Below are 18,181 nucleotides of genomic sequence, written 5' to 3' on the forward strand. Positions count from 1 at the left end.
ATGGCTGTGAAAAGTTATATCGATGCCATCCGTGAAGCAATGGACTTGGCATTGGAAAAAGATGATGATGTGATTATATTTGGTGAAGATGTTGGAAAAAATGGCGGTGTTTTCCGTGCCACTGATGGTCTTCAAGCTAAATATGGCGAAGATCGTGTATTTAATACACCTTTAGCAGAATCAGGTATAGGTGGTATGGCAATTGGTCTGACTACTCAAAATTATCGTCCAATTATGGAAATTCAATTCTTTGGCTTTCTATTTGAAGTAATGGATTCGATAGCAGGTCAAATGGCACGAAATCGTTTCCGGTTTAATGGTACACGAAGCATGCCAATTGTTGTCCGTTCTCCTTATGGTGGCGGAACTAAAACGCCAGAAATGCATGCTGATAATTTAGAGGGCATGGTAGCACAAATCCCTGGTATCCGGGTTGTGATGCCAGCAAATCCCGCCGACGCAAAAGGGTTGCTACTAAGTTCTATTGCATCCAATGATCCAGTTGTATTTTTAGAAAATTTACATTTGTATAGATCATTGAAAGGTGAGGTACCGGAAGGATACTACACAACACCATTAGATAAAGCTGCAATTGCACGCGAAGGAGATTATATATCAATCATTTCGTATGGCGGTGGTGTACCCGTTGCCTTGAAGGCTGCGGAAGAATTATCTAAGAACGGTATTTCAGCTGAGGTGCTAGATCTTCGTACAGTTTCACCACTCGATATTCAATCAATCGGAGAAACAGTTGCTAAAACAGGCCGAGTAGTTGTTGTTCAAGAAGCACAACGAATGGCAGGTGTTGGTGCCGCAGTTATGAGTGAAATTTCTGAACGATTTATTTTGAGTTTAAAAGCACCTATCGGTCGAGTAGCTGCACCAGACTCTGTTTATCCATTTGGGCAAGCAGAAAACGATTGGATGATTAAGTCTGACGATGTTGTGGCCAAAGTAATGGAGGTTGTAAATTATGACTGAGATTTTTAAGATGCCAGATATTGGCGAAGGTATGGCGGAAGGAGATATTACTTCTTGGCTAGTTAAAGTTGGTGATACGATAACGGCTGATGACCCAGTTGCAGAAGTGCAAAATGACAAACTGATTCAAGAAATTTTGTCTCCTTATACTGGTCAAGTGACAAAACTATTTGTTGATGCCGGAACAACGGTTGAGGTTGGTGATCCATTAATTGAGTTTGATGGTGACAGTAGTGGTGAAAACAATCTCGATAACAGTCAAGTTTCACAATCAAGTATCTCTTCAAATGTTGTAGAGACAGAAAACAGCACACCTCAAAATACAATTATTAATGAAAACAATGCTGTTCAAGTGGCAAATGGACGTGTATTGGCAATGCCATCAGTACGCCATTTAGCCTATGAGAAAAATATAGATTTAACAAAAGTACCAGCTACTGGTCGCCATGGCCATGTTACATTGGCAGACGTTGAAAACTTCCAAGAATTAGATAGTTCAGCATCTACTCAACCGAAAATGTCAACCACATCTCAACATGAGCCGTCTGTAGCTGCTTATGAGAAAAATGAATCAGCTCCAGTATTACGTGAAGGCCGTCAACCAATGACACCAGTACGTAAGGCAATAGCCAAGGCGATGGATACGCAAGTTGCTATTCCAACAGTGACAAATTTTGACTCTGTTGATGTTAGAAAATTGGTTGATCACCGTAATGCGTTTAAGGAAATAGCTCGAGATGACAAGGGGCTGCGTTTAACATACCTAGCCTATGCTGTTAAAGCGTTGGCAGCTGTCGCAAAGAAATTCCCAGAATTAAATGCTAGTGTTGACATGAAGGCACAGGAAATTGTTTATCACGATGATGTTAATATGGGTATCGCTGTGGATTCTCCTGCTGGTTTGTTTGTGCCAGTCATTAAGAACGCAGATCGAAAATCTATTTTCACAATTGCGCAAGAAATAACTGATCTTGCTGAATCAGTTCGTGATGGGTCAATTACGTCTAACCAAATGCAGGGCGGAACAATCACAATTTCTAACCTTGGTTCGGCTCGAGGTACTTGGTTTACACCAATCATTAACGGAAAAGAAGTAGCTATATTAGGATTAGGTTCAATCTTAAAAGAACCTATTGTCAATGATGACGGAGAGTTAGCCGTGGGCCGGAATATGAAATTGTCATTGACCTATGATCATCGTTTGATTGATGGCATGTTAGGACAGTCGGCTCTGAATTATTTGAAGCAGTTGTTATCTGATCCGGCCTATATGTTGATGGAGGTATAATTATGGTTGTTGGCGCACAAGCACGTGAAATAGACACAGTAGTTATTGGATCTGGCCCTGGTGGTTATGTTGCTGCTATTCGGGCTGCCGATCTTGGAAAAAAAGTCGTTATTATCGAGCGTGATAATATTGGTGGTGTTTGTTTAAATATTGGCTGTATTCCATTAAAGGCATTAATTAATGTCGGTCATCGATACCGTGAAGCAACTGAGGAAACACCGTTTGGATTAATCACTTCTGGTGCCACACTAGACTGGCAACAGACACAAAATTGGAAACAAAATAAGGTGGTACACACACTAACTTCCGGTGTAGAGATGTTATTAAAAAAACATCATGTTGAAATTGTTAAAGGAGAGGCAGTATTCAATGACAATGAGACCGTGAATGTTTTACAAGAGGATGGTCATGAATTATTGCAGTTTAACAATGCGATAATTGCTACAGGCTCGAGGCCAATTGAAATTCCAACTATTCCGTTTGGTGGACGCATTGTTGACTCTACAGGTGCTTTAGCTTTTACCGAAATACCAAAAAAATTAATTATCATCGGTGGTGGCGTTATTGGGTCTGAGATTGGCGGTGCTTATGCTAATTTAGGCGCACAAGTAACCATTATTGAGGGTTTGGATCATACATTGAACGGTTTTGATTCGGAAATGACGAAACCAGTATTAGATGATTTTAAAGCTCATGGTGGTGTGATTGTGACATCTGCAATAGCTAAGAAAGCAACACAAACTGATACGGAAGTGACGTTGGTCTATGAGGCAGACGGTAAGGAGCAAAGTATTACCGGCGATTACCTTCTAGTAGCTGTGGGACGTCGCGCCAATACTGATGGCCTGGGTTTAAACAACACCGATATCAAAGTAGACAGCAAAGGTTTGATTATAAAAGATGATACAATGAGAACGAGTGTACCGCACATATATGCCATTGGTGACATAGTTGCGGGGCCACAGCTGGCTCATAAAGCAAGTTTTGAAGGTAAAATAGCTGCTGCGGCTATCGCGGAAGATGCACAAGCACGTGATTTACATTACTCATTACCGTCTGTAGCCTATACGCAGTATGAATTAGCAACAACTGGAGAAACGCCAGATTCTGTCAAAGTGAATCATTTGGATGCAAAAATTTCAAAGTTCCCGTTTGTCGGTAATGGTCGTGCTATTTCTATGGATCAAGCTGTCGGTTTTGTACGGCTGATTAGTGATAAGAGTAGCAATGCCTTAATTGGTGCGCAGGTTGTTGGCCCTGCTGCATCGGACTTGATTTCCGAGTTGTCTTTAGCGATCGAAAATGGTTTGACAACGAAGGATATTTCATTGACAATACACCCACATCCAACACTCGGTGAAGCTATTATGGATGCAGCTGAGTTAGCTGATGGGTTACCAATTCATATTTAAGTGCAAAATGCATGTTGAGTTTAAGATTAAAAGATGGCGGGGGTAACTAATGTCAACATTTATAACAAATGATGACGTAAAACTGAATTACAATATATACGGTGATGGACAGCCAGTTATTTTAATTGCAGGTTATTCAGGAAATCAGGCTACATGGTCGGCACAAATAGAACCGCTGAAACAAGCAGGGTTTCAGGTGATTACTTATGATCGTCGCAATCATGGTGAAAGTCAAACAGTTAATTATGGCATGCGCATGTCAAGACATGGGCAGGATTTAGCTGAGTTGATTGCAGCACTGCAGCTAAATCAAGTAATTCTTGTAGGGCATTCCATGGGGGCAAGTACTATTTGGTCTTATTTGTCACTTTATGGCGAAGCAAATATCAAAGCGATTATCACGGAAGATCAAATTCCCAAGATATTGAGGGATGAAACTTGGTCTGTAGGGATTTTTAATGCAGATATAACAATGATATGGACGGCAGCAGAGAAGCTACCACATACTAAATTAACACATGCTAAAATTTCAAGTGATATCAAACGTAAACTTGCGGCAGCTTATCATCCTTTTAACTTTAAATATAATGAACCGTTATTAGTAAATAGTTTTATTGAAGATTGGCGTGACATTGTTAAACGTGAACGCGTACCACATTTATTCTTGGCAGGTAAACATTCTCCCTTATGGCCAGCTGACCATGTTAAAGATTTGACGAATATGTCCACACTTGGTGAAGAACATATATTTGAAAGATCGGGACATATACCGCATATTGAAGAGCCAGAAAATTTTAATCAGGTGACTATCAACTTTTTAAAACGCGTCATTGATTAGTAAAGTGCTAATAGCAATGTATGACATTAACTTATTTTAATGGTAATATGAGATTGTTCAGGTTAAGTACTATAAATAGTACTAGCTTGCGCTTTCTTTTTTATGTCTAAAGTAAAAAATATATTATCCCTGAAGTTTGAGAGAGAGTAGCTATGAAGAAAATAAAATTAAATATACTTTTTAAATGGGCAGTCGCCTTGTTTATTTACAATCTCGTTGCCAAAATAATCATCTATTTTGCTCAAAAAACGTTACCAGACTTTTATCGAGTTGACACAAGTAGTATCACTTCACTGACCAACTCAGCTTCAAAATACTTAGGATCTTTACTGGGAATAATTGCGGTTTATATTGTCCTCTGGTTTATGTTCGCAGGTATTGTATTATACTTTCTTCGTCGTTCGTGGGGAGAAGTAGACGGAAAGAGTTTTACCAAGCAATTATTGTCTTATAAATTACATATTTCAATTGTGTTATTTATGATTTTGATGATTCCTTTAGTTGAAATTGGGTTAAAAGTACCATTTGCTCAATATTTTACATTACCAAAAACATTTGTTGATATGGTTAGTGGGTTTTGGGCAAATACAATTTTTATAGTGTGCTATCTTGTATTGATTTTATTATTAGTTAAATTCCGACACATAAGTTATTTTGCCATTTCTCAAGATCATTCCTTACTAGATGCTATTAAAATGTCTGCAAGAGAGAGCATGGTCTCAGCAGTACAATTATTTTTAAAATCAATAATTCGTTTGGTGGTGGCCAGTGGCATTTGTTTTGCTTTATTATATTTAGTGCAGTTATTGGCTGATAATGTTTTTGACGTAAATACTAAACGCTTCATTGCTAATATCTTACTTGCGACTACAAGTGCATTAATGTATGTGATTACTGCGTACATCTTAAATCTATATGTCACGCTTTTGACAATTGGCCCCAAGAAAGATGCTGGAACAAAATTAAGAGATTCTTCGATACTTTCGCAGGGGTTAATGCTCGTAGTGATTGGGGCAGGCAGTACTTTGATTTCAGGTAATTATTTTATATCCCCAAGAGAAAAATATTTAGTGATTGCACATAAAGGTGTTTCATATCCGAATGCTGTCCCTAATTCGTTAATTGCTTTGAAAAAAACTATCGCTACTCATCCTGATTACATTGAAATTGACATTCAACCCACAAAAGATGGTGTATATGTTCTGACACACAATACTAAAATAAAAACAGTCTCGGGTGAGACTGTTGACATATCAAAAACAAACTGGTCGACTTTGAAAACCAAAAAAGTTATAGAAGATGGGCATCAATTTTATTTGACTAGTTTTTCGAAATACATTGATTTGGCTAATCAGAAAAAGCAAAAATTATTAGTAGAATTGAAGTTAAATCAAACCATAACAGATAAGCAGTTAAAACAATTTGTCAACAAATATGGCAAAAAAATGAAAGAAAATAAAAGTGAAATTCAATCGATGAACCAAAACGTTATTAAACGAATACATCAATATACCAGTTTAACTACAGGATTATTATCACCCGTTAAAAATACAATTGATGGAAACAAAATTAGTCAATTCTATGCGATAGAATATTCAAAGGTGGATGCACATTTATCCAGCCAAATAAGGAACCATAATAAAGATTTGTATAGTTGGACAGTGAATGACAGGTTTGATGTTGAAACGGCCTACATGATAGGTGTCGATGGCGTGATTACAGATAAGCCACGAGAAACACGACAGATTCTAAAAAACGTTAGTGAAAAGTTGACTTATCGTAGAGCGTTTATTTCTATGATTTTGAATCAGCAAAGTGATATTTAATTTAATCTTTTTGAGATTATGTAAGATAGCTATGTATGCCCGCGAGGGCTTTTTTGTTAACGCAATGATTTACGATATCCTGCTGCTTGCGCGTCTGCTTCACTATTAAAATAAACAGCGTTACTATTGTTCATATAGTAGCCAGCTTGGCCAGGAACATGATAGATATGTGATTTTGCATTTCCGATAATTTGTTGGCTTTCACCAGTATAAGTTTGCGTCGCTGCAGATTGGTTCTGCGCTGCTTGTGCAGCTGAAGCTGCTGCTGCAGAATTAGCTGCTGCTTGAGATGATGCGGCGGCTGCCTGTGATACACTAGCTTCACTTGCAGCTTTTTGTGCAGCGGCTATTGAAGATTGTTCTGCTTCAGAACTAGCTTTGGCAGATGATGCTGCCTCAGAACTGGCTCTGGCAGATGAAGATGCTGCCTCAGAGCTAGCTTTTGCTTCAGCTGCTTTCTGAGCAGCTAAGTCAGCCTTTTTGTGTAGTGTATTTTTGGCTGTTCCATCAGCATAATTAATAATTGCGTTTGAACTATTATTATTGAGATAAACTACGGTTGCATCGTCATTACCATCTTCTTCACGATATGAGTTAAGACTAATCTTAACTTTTTTCCCAGAGTTAGAATAACCCACATAAGATAGGCGAATTTGGCGAGGTAAGAGTTCGTTACCACTATACATTGGTGTAACTTGATAATCTAAACGACTCGATTTGTTGTTTTTAAGCCATTTTGTGAGACCTCTTTCATAATAAAGCATAGCTTTTTTGTTACTGGCATTTGATTTTTTAAGTGCACCAGTATTGAGGTAAGCTGTTTCTGGAACTAAGTTCTTTGCTTCATCATTTAAACCGCTAAATTGATAACCAATAAGATGCCCACGATTGAATAACCATGACTTACCAATAGAGGCGTTAGCTTTCTTATATTTGAACTTATAGTTGTGCCAACCAACAGGATTGTAATTTAGCTTTGTTGCTTGTTTTGCAGTTGGTTCATCAGCGTAATTAAGCTGAATATGTGCATCAACTGCACGATTTTGACTATCTTGATCAGATAAAACGAGTTGTTTTTCGTCTTTGAAATCAAGAGGATGCTGCTCGGCACCACTTAATTTGTCATTCTGATAACTGTCAGCAGCAACACCCAGTGCAGGATATACTGTACTAGTGGCAACAACTAACAGCATACTGATAGTCACTCTTTTTAGTAACTTTAACATAATAAATTCTCTCCCGAACAGTTTAACGTGAATATTTGGCACGTATTAAAAAATAGGGAGAATCTTTTAAGTATAAGTTGCCACACTTCCTTGAGTATAGTACGCTTAACGTATGACATGCAAATATATTTGTACAGTTTAGCTATTAGATGTGTAAACTTAAAATAGTTATATTATAAAAGGCAATAAAGTCATTGACGAAACTTAGAATGCTGATATAATTATGTTGTAAGCGCTTCCTTTTTGCTAAATATTTGTTTACACATTAATAATTTTCTGACAACGAGTCAGATGCTCCTTAAATAGGTATGCTGAAATGTGTACAATAAATAAGATGTGGCCGCGGAAAAACATATCTTATTTTTCAAGTTTAATTTATGATGTTTTGATGATATAATTTAACTTGGTTGTGACCTACGATAGTTTCGAAAACATAATGATGTAAAATTACCAATTTTATTTCAAAGCACTATTGTGGGGCATTACTGTCTGGACCATTAGCTCAGTTGGTTAGAGCAAACGGCTCATAACCGTTCGGTCGTTGGTTCGAGTCCAACATGGTCCATCAATTTTATTTTTCATTCAGTAAAAATCTGTGAAACGAAATAGCAAAATAGTATAAAGCCAACCAAACGAAGTATTTTGGTTGGCTTTTGTTTTCAAAAAGTAGATGATGAGATATTTCTAAAGTATATTAAACACTAGGAATAATCCGAAGTGAGAATAGTTCACTAAAAGCGTATAATATAAAATAAGTAAAAAGGAGGATAAATAATGTCAGACGTATTTTTAAAAAAACTACGTAATATTATCGGGTTCGATGCTATTGTATCAATCATTTTTGGTGCTCTAATACTTTTTTGGCCAACGCACAGTGCTTCAGTAGTAGCCGCTTTGATTGGGTTAGCTTTCATTGCGATAGGCATATCGCACATTGCATCAGTATTCGATCGAAAAGATGAAGACGGTTGGGCTCGTGTAGGTAATTTGGTTATTGGGGCTGTCTACTTTATCGCTGGTGTATTCACTTTTATCAATTTGTATGCAGCAACCACCTATTTGTTTATAATTGTTGGTCTGCTTGTTGGTATGACATGGATACTCGAAGGAATTATCGAATTTGGATCACTAAAGTACTATACTCAAAAAGGGTGGGCGATGTTTTCTGCTTTCATCAGTATTATTGGTGGGATTTCCTTATTGTTTGCACCTTTGATTAGTGCAATCTTTCTCTGGCAATTACTGGGAGCCTCTTTATTAGTAATAGGTATTATTAAACTAATACATTTCTTTGCTTGGAGAAGATAAAATTTATTTTCAATGATGCCGTCTGTTTAGATTAATTCTGGATAGACGGTTTTATGTTATAATCAAATCAATTTTAAATTATAAAGTCTTAAACAATTTGATTAGTGACTGATGTAACAGAAAATATTATATTGAAATATAAAAGATCGCGAGGAAATTTACTTTGGCAGAAACCAAAACAGCAACAAAAAAGAAAAAGGCAGCACCACGAAAGAAATCTAAAATTAAAAAAAATTTAGTTATTGTTGAAAGTCCATCAAAAGCAAAAACAATTGAAAAGTATTTAGGTCGTAACTATAAGGTAGTCGCTAGTCTTGGTCATATACGTGATTTACCTAAATCTACCTTAGGTGTTGATGTCGAAAACGACTATGAACCCAAGTATATCAATATTCGCGGAAAAGGCGATGTTATTAAGGGATTACGCAAGGAGGCAAAAGCTGCAAAAGCTGTTTATCTGGCTTCCGATCCGGATCGTGAAGGAGAAGCAATAGCTTGGCATTTACAGCATATTTTAAATTTGAATCCTGAACAACCCAATCGAGTTGTTTTCAATGAAATCACAAAAGATACGATTAAAAATTCCTTTAAAACACCACGTATTATTAATCAAGATCTTGTTGATGCACAACAAGCACGTCGTATTCTTGATCGATTAGTAGGTTATTCAATATCACCGATTCTTTGGAAAACTGTTAAGCGCGGGTTATCAGCTGGCCGTGTACAGTCTGTGGCCTTAGGCTTAATCATCGCACGTGAACGTGAGATACAGGCTTTTCAACCAGAAGAATATTGGACACTAGATTCTATATTTAAAAAGAATCGCTCCAAATTCAAATCAACATTCTACGGTTTTGATGGTAAAAAGCAGCCATTGCCAGACAATGATAGCGTGCAAGATGTATTGAAGCGAATGAATAAAGATGATGATTTTGATATTGTTAAAGTAGATACGAAGCAACGCAAGCGGCAGCCACAGCCACCATTTACAACGTCAACAATGCAGCAAACAGCCAATACGCAGTTAAAATTTAGAACGCGTAAAACAATGATGGCTGCACAGCAATTATATGAAGGGATTAATCTGGGCAAGGGCTTAGGCCAAGTAGGATTAATTACTTATATGCGTACAGATTCGACACGTATTTCCTCCGTTGCGAAAAATGCTGCAGCTCAATTTATCCACGATACATGGGGTGAAGAATACTCACAGCATAAACCGGTACAAGGGAAACTACAAGAAGGGGCACAAGATGCCCACGAGGCCATACGACCATCTGATGTCAATCGGACGCCAGAATCTATCAAAGATAAATTGACTCCTGATCAATTTAAACTATATTCTTTAATCTGGTCCAGATTTGTTGCCAGCCAAATGACACCAGAAATTTTAGATACGATGGCTGTGACAATCGAACAAAATGGGGTTATTTTCAGAGCTAATGGTTCAAAAACGAATTTTGAGGGATTTACAAAAGCTTATCCAACTGCAAAAAAGAAAGATAACGTTTTACCTTCGCTAAGTGAAGGGGATAAAGTTCACTTGGCAAATACAGATCCTGAACAACACTTCACTTTGCCGCCAGCACGCTATTCTGAAGCAACGCTAATTAAAGCTTTAGAAGAGAACGGCGTAGGGCGTCCATCAACTTACGCGCCAACGCTAGATACAATTCAACGACGGAACTATGTTCGTATTGATGCGCGTAAGTTTGTGCCAACTGAATTAGGAGAAATTGTTCAAACGATTGTTGAAGAAAGTTTTCCTGATGTGACAAATATGAAGTTCACGGCCGCGGTTGAACATGAATTAGATGAGGTCGAAGCGGGTAACAAACATTGGGTACCAGTTATTGATTCATTCTTTAAACCATTTCAAAAAGAAGTCGAAAAAGCTGAGACATCTCTTGAAAAAATTATTATGCATGATGAGTTGGCTGGGATGGATTGCGAGATTTGTGGAGCACCCATGCTAATTAAAATGGGGCGTTATGGTAAGTTTTATGCTTGTGCACGCTTTCCGGATTGTCGTAATACAAAAGCAATTGTTCAGGAAATAGGATTGTTATGTCCAAAGTGCCATAAAGGTCAAATTGTTCAGCGAAAAACTAAACGTGGACGTACGTTTTATGGTTGCCAAAGATACCCCGATTGTGACTTTGTAACTTGGGACAAACCTACTGAAAACACATTAGCCGATGGCACAACACCAAAAGATAATGAAAAAAAAGAACCAGTCAAAAAATAAAAGCCACAATTTTATATTGTGGCTTTTATTTTAATTTGAATATTGATTTTTTGGGACGGAGATAAGAAAAACCCTCGCCAAGCTGCTCTTGCGTTGTAAATATGGAAACAAAAGCCTTTGGATCAATCTGATCAACAATATGTCGAACGGTGCTGACTTCTGAAGGGTCAACTACGGCATAAACAACACGTTGATCTCGATGAGAGTAACCTCCTTCAGCTTTTAGCAAACTAGTGCCCCGATCGAGTTCATCCATAATAGCATGTGATATTTCTTCTGGATACTGGGTAAAAATCATAAAGGACTTGGCATCATAAGCACCTTGTTGCGTCATGCTAACGACCTGTGAAAATACAAATGAAGCAATCAGTGTGTACATCATGTGAACAATATCAATGTATACTAACGATAATAGTAAAACACAGGCATCCAAAATAAACATTGTGCGTCCAATAGGAATGCTAAATTTTTGTTCTATGATACGAGCAACAACGTCACTACCACCTGAAGTGCCGCCAAATCTAAATACAATACCTAAACCAAATCCCGCAATGATACCAGCGATGATACCAGCAATTAACATGTCATGGTGAAGTGCAGGTGGTGTGGGCATAATTTGCCATAACCAAAGCCAAAATGATAGCGATGCAATGCCCCAAATGGTATAAATCAGGGCACGACGCCCTAAAATACGATATCCAATAAAAAGTAAAGGGATATTTAGAAGTAAATTAGTATAAGCAGGATTCCACTTAAAAAGCGCACGTAAAATTAGCGTGATACCCGAAATACCACCTTCGGCTAAATCATTAGGAATATTAATGTTAATCAGGCCCCAACCATACATAGCAGTACCGAGTGCAATCATAATTAAATCTTTGATAGAAATACGTTCTAAATTAGTTGTTTCCATAGTTAAAACCTCGTAATGTATCGTGAAATTAATCATACCATACATATGACGGGAAAATTATTACTTTATTTGATATAATAATTAATGATTAGAGGTTAATATGGCAGATTATAATAATTATAAACGACCGCAATTTTATAAGAAAAAGCATCCGATACGTAATTTTTTTATCGTGCTTGTAATTTTAGTTGTCGTAGCATTGAGTATTTTTATTTACATGAATTATTCAACAGCACAAAAAACAACCACACCAATTGAGCAGAAAACTAATACAAACAGTACAATCGAAGAAAATTCTGATTCAACATCTGAAGACAGTAGTTCCTCAGATGACAGTGAATCAAACGATTCTGAGTCATCGACAAGTGAATCAAGCTCGTCATCATCTTCAAGTAGCTCAAGTAGTGTTGCTGATTCAGCACATCTAAATGGCAAAAAAATTAGTGAAGCAATTGCATGGGCTAAAGAAAATAGACGTACTTATGCATGGAACATTATATCAGGTGGAAATGATGCTATTGTGACACAAATAACAGATGATGGACAGAATATTAGTTTCACGGCATCGGCTGATCAATAATGGTTAAGAAGTTACTAACAATCGCTGGATCTGATTCACTTTCAGGTGGTGGCATTCAAGCTGATTTAGCTACGTTTAACGAATTTGGTTACTTTGGATTAAGTGTGATTACAAGTATTGTGACCGTAACTAAAGATGATTTTACAATTTATCCGACAGATTTAAAAATTATTCAAGCACAACTTGATTCGACGTTAGCATTAGCTGATATTGCTGCGATTAAAGTTGGCTTATTGCCCACAGTTGCTACAATTGATTTGGTTGTTGCGTATTTAAAAAAAGTCGACATACCTATTATTATTGATCCCGTGATGGTGTTCAAAGAAACAGACAGCACAAATACCGATTTTTTGGTACAAGAAATCAAAAATCAATTATTACCATTAGCCACAATCGTAACGCCAAATCTATATGAAGCGCAATTATTGTCTGGTCTAACAATTGAGAGTGTAGACGATATGAAAGCTGCGGCAAAAGTTATTGGTAGTTTTGGAGCCCAGAGTGTTGTCGTTAAAAGTGGCGCACGACTCGCTGGTAATCAAACAGTTGATGTTTTGTTTCATAATAACCACTACACAATATTTGAACAGGAAAAAATAATGTCAACCATACCCATGAATAACGGGGCAGGTTGTACTTTTTCATCAAGCATTGCAGCTAATATTGTAACGTCCAGTGTTACGGATGCAGTAGCGGATGCAAAAGCATTTGTACTTGCGGGTATTGAAAATGGTGTGATATTAAATGAAAATTTTGAAGTAGGCAATGTTTGGCAGGCTGCTAGGCGTCTGCATAACAACTAAAATAAAAGCGACAGATCAGCATCTGTTGCTTTTTATATGTTAAAGGCACATGTGAAATGGTAATCATAGACGAGATGATACGATATCGACGCACGTTAAGGTCGATAGATCGTAGTTTATTAAATCAAATGTTAGATAACGTTCGAGTTGCTGCATTTTTTGAAACTAGTGATAAAAAAAGCACAATGTATGCGTTTGGACAAAAAAAATTATGGTCAAAAATGCCAGATAAAACAGATTCGATTATTTTTGGAGCCAGCTCTTTTGATGATCAGTTAGAAGCAGGCATCATGAAAGGTTTTTGGTTTGAACCAGAATTTTTAGTTATATTGCAAGATAATCAATTGTTATCTAGTACCACGGATATTGACAACTATTTGGAACAATCTAATCCATCAAAAGAACTAGAAGCGCCACGAATTATCGATGAAAGTTCTGAGCCTGATTGGCAAGTAAGAGTGCAGACTTTAATTAATGAATTACGTATTAATCGAAGTTTAAAAAAAGTGGTTTTTGGTCGACAACGGCAAGTCACCTTATCATCAGCATTAGTTTTGTCTAAAGTCATACCAGCATTGCAAAAACAGCAAGATGTTTATCATGTGGCTATCAAAAGGGATACTGAACTATTCATAACGGCTACACCAGAGCGACTAGTTAAAATCAATAATAAACAAGTAGAAACAGCAGCTGTGGCTGGTACGATTCGTCGCGGACAGATAGACTTAGAAGATGTTAAACTAGGTAAAGAGCTATTGAACAGCGAAAAAAACAATCAAGAGCATCGTTATGTTGTAGATAGTATTGTTCAGCAGTTGGGTAGTTTAACGACGCAATTGCATGTGCCTAGTAAACCTTTACTGTTGAAAAATAAACAGGTGCAACATCTTTATACACCAATACAAGGAACATTAGCGACCGACGTTTCTATTAAAGATGTTGTCCAAAAATTGCATCCAACCCCAGCCTTGGGCGGTTTACCAAAAAAGAGTGCCTTGGCCTATATCCGTCATTATGAATTGCATCCTCGAGGCTTATTTGCGTCCCCAATAGGGTATTTTACAAAAAATAGTTTTGGTGAATTTGTTGTCGGCATTAGATCAATGTACGTTAATGGTCAAAAATCTGTTCTGTTTGCAGGTGCTGGTATTGTTGCTGAATCAGATAGTCAACAAGAGTTTCGAGAAACGACTTTAAAGTTTCAACCAATGCTTGAATTACTGGAGGAACTATCGAATGACGGATACACTAACTTTTAATACAAAGCACTTACTTCAGGCACTATTTAAAAGTGGCATTCGACATTTTATTGTGTCTCCTGGATCCAGAAGCACGCCGATAGCATTGCTTTTAGCAGAATACGCAGAACAAAATAATGAAATTAAATTATTTGTTGATGTTGATGAACGTTCAGCTGGATTTTTTGCTTTAGGAATCGCCAAAACACTTTTAGAGCCTGTTGCTCTATTAGGAACATCTGGTACTGCGATTGCAGAGTATATGCCAGCAGTGGCAGAAGCGTATGCTTCAAATATACCATTAGTCGTATTATCAACTGATAGACCCCAAGAATTGCAGTTCAATGGAGCGCCACAGACCATACCACAAAGCAACTTGTTTGGACAATTAACAAAACAGGCAATTTTAATACATTTGCAGGACTTACATGGCGATGTGACAGAGTATATAGATTTCATGGTACAGAAAGTGATTAACTTATCTATTACTGCGCCACGTGGACCTATTCAAATTAATTTACCACTTCGCAAGCCGTTAATGCCTGTTTTAGCTCGCCAAGATGAGGTGCATGTGCAACGAGTAGTTTTTGAAAAACAATCCGGGCAATATTGTTTACCACCAATAACTGCCAAAAAATTATTAATATTGGCTGGTCCAAATGTTTTGAATAGCTATGATGATAGTTTGAAAAAGTTCGCTATTAAAAATAATGTACCTGTCATTGCCGACGTGCTGAGTCAAAGCAGACACACATATACAATTCATGGTATAGATGTTTTACTTGAGGCACATCAAATTAGTGCTGATTTGAAACCTGATTTAGTTATTCGGCTTGGTAAAACACCAGTATCTGCACGCGTATTACAGTGGTTAAAAGAAGAAAATATTGTAACTTGGCATGTTGATGAAGATGCCGGTGTTGATCATACAAGGCATATTGCACGAGCAATCAAAATGTCGCCAAATAGTTTCCTGGAAAATACGCATTTGTTGTTGTCTAAAAATCAGGTTGATTTTAATCAAAAGTGGCTTTCTTTGCCTAGCGTAACAAAAACTCGTAACGAAATGAATATTATAACTGCTTTGGATGATGCTGTTCCAGATGACACGCATATTTTTGTGGCTAATAGCATGCCAATACGTGACATGGATAATTTTTTTACTGGCAAACATACACAGCGTATTTACGCAAACCGTGGAGCTAATGGTATTGACGGTGTGATATCGAGCGCATCGGGTATGAGCGCAGTGACTAAGCAACGGAGTGTTTTATTAACAGGTGATTTAACGTTATTTCATGATATGAATGGGTTAATGATGGCTAAAAACTATCAGTTACCCTTAGATATTATCGTCATTAATAATAATGGTGGTGGCATTTTTTCATTCTTACCACAAGCTGGTGAGCCAAAGTATTTTGAACAATTATTTGGTACGCCGCTAAATATAGACATAAAAAAGATTGCTGATTTATATGATATAGACTATCATCAACTGAATGATCCAGAAGCATTAAGTCAAATTTTACAGATGCCTTCCAAAACGACGAGAATAATTGAATATAAAAGTAATCGTCAGCGAAACAGAGATGACCACCGAAAAGTAGTGGGGATGCTAAAATGATTATTAACGTCAATAATTATCCGTATCAGGTCTATCTAACGAAAAATAATGATGAAAATCAAAAGTGGCTATTATTACATGGTTTTATGGGATCTCATCGTGATTTTAATCCTATTATTAGCCATTTACCAGGGCAAGTACTGACTTTGGATTTACTGGGGTTTGGAAATAATACACCTTTAGTTGAAGTTACTAGATTTGAAATGACCCATCAAATACAAGACTTAGCAATGCTATTGGATCACTTACATTGGGAAAATATTAACCTACTAGGCTACTCAATGGGTGGTCGATTGGCTTTAGGTTTTACCACGGTACACGGCGAATTGGTTCAGCGATTATACCTAGAGAGCACAACTGCCGGCTTGAAAACTATTCAAGAGCGTCATGAACGGTGTGTTTCTGATTACAAAAAGGCTGAAAAAATTCAGCAACACTTTGCAGCGTTTGTTACGAATTGGGAGCAACTGCCACTATTTGCGACACAACAGCATCTTAGTCAAGCGCAAAAAAAATTTATGCATCAACAACGAATAAATCATAATCCAATTAACGTTGCAAACTCGCTCCGTTATATGGGTAGTGGTGTCCAGCCAAATTATTGGCCTTGTTTAAAATCGTTAAACATACCCACACAAGTCATTGTAGGTGAACAAGATGTTAAATTTAATCTTATTGCCGAAGAGATGGTAAACTTACTGCCAAACGCAAAAAAAAGTGTTGTGCCCAATGCTGGACACAACACGCACTTTGAGAGACCAACAGCATTTATTGAGGCACTCGATGTATCAGATTAAAAAAATAACTTTAATACCCATTGCACTGACTATGTTGCAAGCTTTTAAGACTGCGCATCATAGCATTAGCAAACGACCGTTAACTATTGTCACCATTGAGCTGATGGACGAAAAGAGTGGTGAAGTAGGTCTAGGTTATGGTGAAGTACAGTCGTTTGCAGATTTCTCGTATACACTTGAAAATCAACACGTCAGTCGAGAAATTTTAAAAAACGTTTTATTACCACAAATTCGAAGCTTTTCTTTTAGTAATCCGCAATCATTTTCGATACGTCTAAATGAACTGACACCATTTGCTTCATTTGCTAAAGCTGGTTTAGAAATGGCTGTTTGGGATGCGATAGGTAAACTAACGCATCAATCACTACAACAGATGATTCAAGGTCAAGGGGTAACAGTGCCAGTCGGTATAGCTGTGGGTATGGCAGATAGTATTGATGAAGCATTAGCACAAGGATATCAGCGCATTAAGCTTAAAATTGATGCTCATGTAGTTGACTTTGAACATTTGAACCGACTGCTAAAAAAATATCCTGAACAACAATTTTCAATTGACGCCAACAGTAGTTTTACAGATGAAAACATTGTACAAATTAATAAATTGCCTGAAAATGTTATCTTCATTGAACAACCGCTTGGTGAAAATGATTTTGTACAGCATGCGATACTCCAAGCGCATACAAGTAAAATTATTAGTTTAGACGAATCAATTAATAATCTTAATGATGTTGCTACGATGTTGACATGTCGCTCTGCGAAGGCTTTAACGATTAAGCAGGGTAAGATTGGAGGTATTTCCAGTGCCTTGAAGGCTATTCAACTTGTCGACAAACCATGGGTTGGCGGCATGCTAGCCAGCGGTTTAGGTAGGAGCGTTGATATAGCAATTAGTAGTTTACCTAAGATTGCTTTCCCCGGAGATATTTCAGATAGTAGCCGTTATTTTGAACGTGATATTATTGAGGAATGTTTGCGTGTGAATCATGGGAATATATCGGTGCCAAGGAAGTACGGTGTTGGTGTAACAGTTGATTTAAATGCACTTTCAGATCTGCAAACGGAAAAAATGTTTACAATTACGGATTAAAAACGAGGTTAT

At 37.3% G+C, this 18,181-nt stretch carries 15 protein-coding genes and 1 tRNA gene; 14 read left to right on the forward strand and 2 right to left on the reverse strand.

Going from position 1 to position 18,181, the window contains the following annotated elements:
- The 5 genes from GJV51_06170 (at position 1) to GJV51_06190 (ending at position 6,345) form a co-directional block, all read left to right on the forward strand.
- Positions 1–981: an alpha-ketoacid dehydrogenase subunit beta gene (locus tag GJV51_06170; GenBank protein ID QGM25583.1), complete on the forward strand. Its 981-nt coding sequence runs from the start codon at positions 1–3 to the stop codon at positions 979–981.
- The gene (locus tag GJV51_06175; GenBank protein QGM25584.1) at positions 974–2,269 is read left to right on the forward strand and encodes a dienelactone hydrolase; all 1,296 of its coding nucleotides are present in this window, start codon (positions 974–976) and stop codon (positions 2,267–2,269) included. The genes GJV51_06170 and GJV51_06175 overlap by 8 nt, the downstream gene beginning before the upstream one ends.
- Positions 2,270–2,271: 2 nt before the next feature.
- Complete coding sequence (gene lpdA, locus GJV51_06180; protein QGM25585.1) at positions 2,272–3,681, forward strand: dihydrolipoyl dehydrogenase; 1,410 nt, start codon at positions 2,272–2,274, stop codon at positions 3,679–3,681.
- 49 nt (positions 3,682–3,730) lie between these two features.
- Positions 3,731–4,519: an alpha/beta fold hydrolase gene (locus GJV51_06185; GenBank protein ID QGM25586.1), complete on the forward strand. Its 789-nt coding sequence runs from the start codon at positions 3,731–3,733 to the stop codon at positions 4,517–4,519.
- A 152-nt stretch (positions 4,520–4,671) separates the two neighbouring features.
- Positions 4,672–6,345: a glycerophosphodiester phosphodiesterase gene (locus tag GJV51_06190; GenBank protein QGM25587.1), complete on the forward strand. Its 1,674-nt coding sequence runs from the start codon at positions 4,672–4,674 to the stop codon at positions 6,343–6,345.
- A gap of 56 nt (positions 6,346–6,401) precedes the next feature.
- Here the strand turns inward: GJV51_06190 and GJV51_06195 are convergent, their stop codons facing one another.
- Positions 6,402–7,571: a DNA-entry nuclease gene (locus GJV51_06195; GenBank protein ID QGM25588.1), complete on the reverse strand. Its 1,170-nt coding sequence runs from the start codon at positions 7,569–7,571 to the stop codon at positions 6,402–6,404.
- 491 nt (positions 7,572–8,062) lie between these two features.
- Between GJV51_06195 and GJV51_06200 the strand changes: the two genes are divergently transcribed.
- From GJV51_06200 to topA, 3 genes are all read left to right on the forward strand, one after another.
- Positions 8,063–8,136 (forward strand) — tRNA-Ile (locus GJV51_06200).
- A 209-nt stretch (positions 8,137–8,345) separates the two neighbouring features.
- A complete protein-coding gene (locus tag GJV51_06205; GenBank protein ID QGM25589.1) occupies positions 8,346–8,879 on the forward strand; it encodes a hypothetical protein in 534 nt (177 codons plus the stop codon).
- A 163-nt stretch (positions 8,880–9,042) separates the two neighbouring features.
- Positions 9,043–11,127, forward strand: coding sequence for a type I DNA topoisomerase (topA, locus tag GJV51_06210; GenBank protein QGM25590.1), 2,085 nt, complete (start codon positions 9,043–9,045; stop codon positions 11,125–11,127).
- A gap of 25 nt (positions 11,128–11,152) precedes the next feature.
- On the opposite strand, the gene GJV51_06215 is transcribed toward topA, so the two are convergent.
- Positions 11,153–12,040 (reverse strand): DUF2179 domain-containing protein, encoded by an 888-nt coding sequence (locus GJV51_06215; GenBank protein ID QGM25591.1) that lies wholly within the window; start codon positions 12,038–12,040, stop codon positions 11,153–11,155.
- A 100-nt stretch (positions 12,041–12,140) separates the two neighbouring features.
- Here GJV51_06215 and GJV51_06220 point away from each other — a divergent pair, with 100 nt between their 5' ends.
- The 6 genes from GJV51_06220 (at position 12,141) to menC (ending at position 18,169) form a co-directional block, all read left to right on the forward strand.
- The gene (locus tag GJV51_06220) at positions 12,141–12,620 is read left to right on the forward strand and encodes a hypothetical protein (GenBank protein QGM25592.1); all 480 of its coding nucleotides are present in this window, start codon (positions 12,141–12,143) and stop codon (positions 12,618–12,620) included.
- Entirely contained in the window at positions 12,620–13,423 is an 804-nt protein-coding gene (locus GJV51_06225; GenBank protein QGM25593.1) for a bifunctional hydroxymethylpyrimidine kinase/phosphomethylpyrimidine kinase, read from the forward strand. The genes GJV51_06220 and GJV51_06225 overlap by 1 nt, the downstream gene beginning before the upstream one ends.
- A 104-nt stretch (positions 13,424–13,527) precedes the next feature.
- A complete protein-coding gene (locus GJV51_06230) occupies positions 13,528–14,682 on the forward strand; it encodes an isochorismate synthase (protein QGM26109.1) in 1,155 nt (384 codons plus the stop codon).
- Positions 14,660–16,285, forward strand: coding sequence for a 2-succinyl-5-enolpyruvyl-6-hydroxy-3-cyclohexene-1-carboxylic-acid synthase (gene menD / locus GJV51_06235; GenBank protein QGM25594.1), 1,626 nt, complete (start codon positions 14,660–14,662; stop codon positions 16,283–16,285). Before GJV51_06230 ends, menD begins: the two co-directional genes overlap by 23 nt.
- Entirely contained in the window at positions 16,282–17,082 is an 801-nt protein-coding gene (gene menH, locus GJV51_06240; GenBank protein ID QGM25595.1) for a 2-succinyl-6-hydroxy-2,4-cyclohexadiene-1-carboxylate synthase, read from the forward strand. The genes menD and menH overlap by 4 nt, the downstream gene beginning before the upstream one ends.
- The gene (gene menC, locus GJV51_06245; protein ID QGM25596.1) at positions 17,069–18,169 is read left to right on the forward strand and encodes an o-succinylbenzoate synthase; all 1,101 of its coding nucleotides are present in this window, start codon (positions 17,069–17,071) and stop codon (positions 18,167–18,169) included. The genes menH and menC overlap by 14 nt, the downstream gene beginning before the upstream one ends.
- Positions 18,170–18,181 lie beyond the last annotated feature (12 nt).

It is taken from the genome of Leuconostoc mesenteroides subsp. mesenteroides (assembly GCA_009676745.1).
Lineage (GTDB): Bacteria > Bacillota > Bacilli > Lactobacillales > Lactobacillaceae > Leuconostoc > Leuconostoc koreense.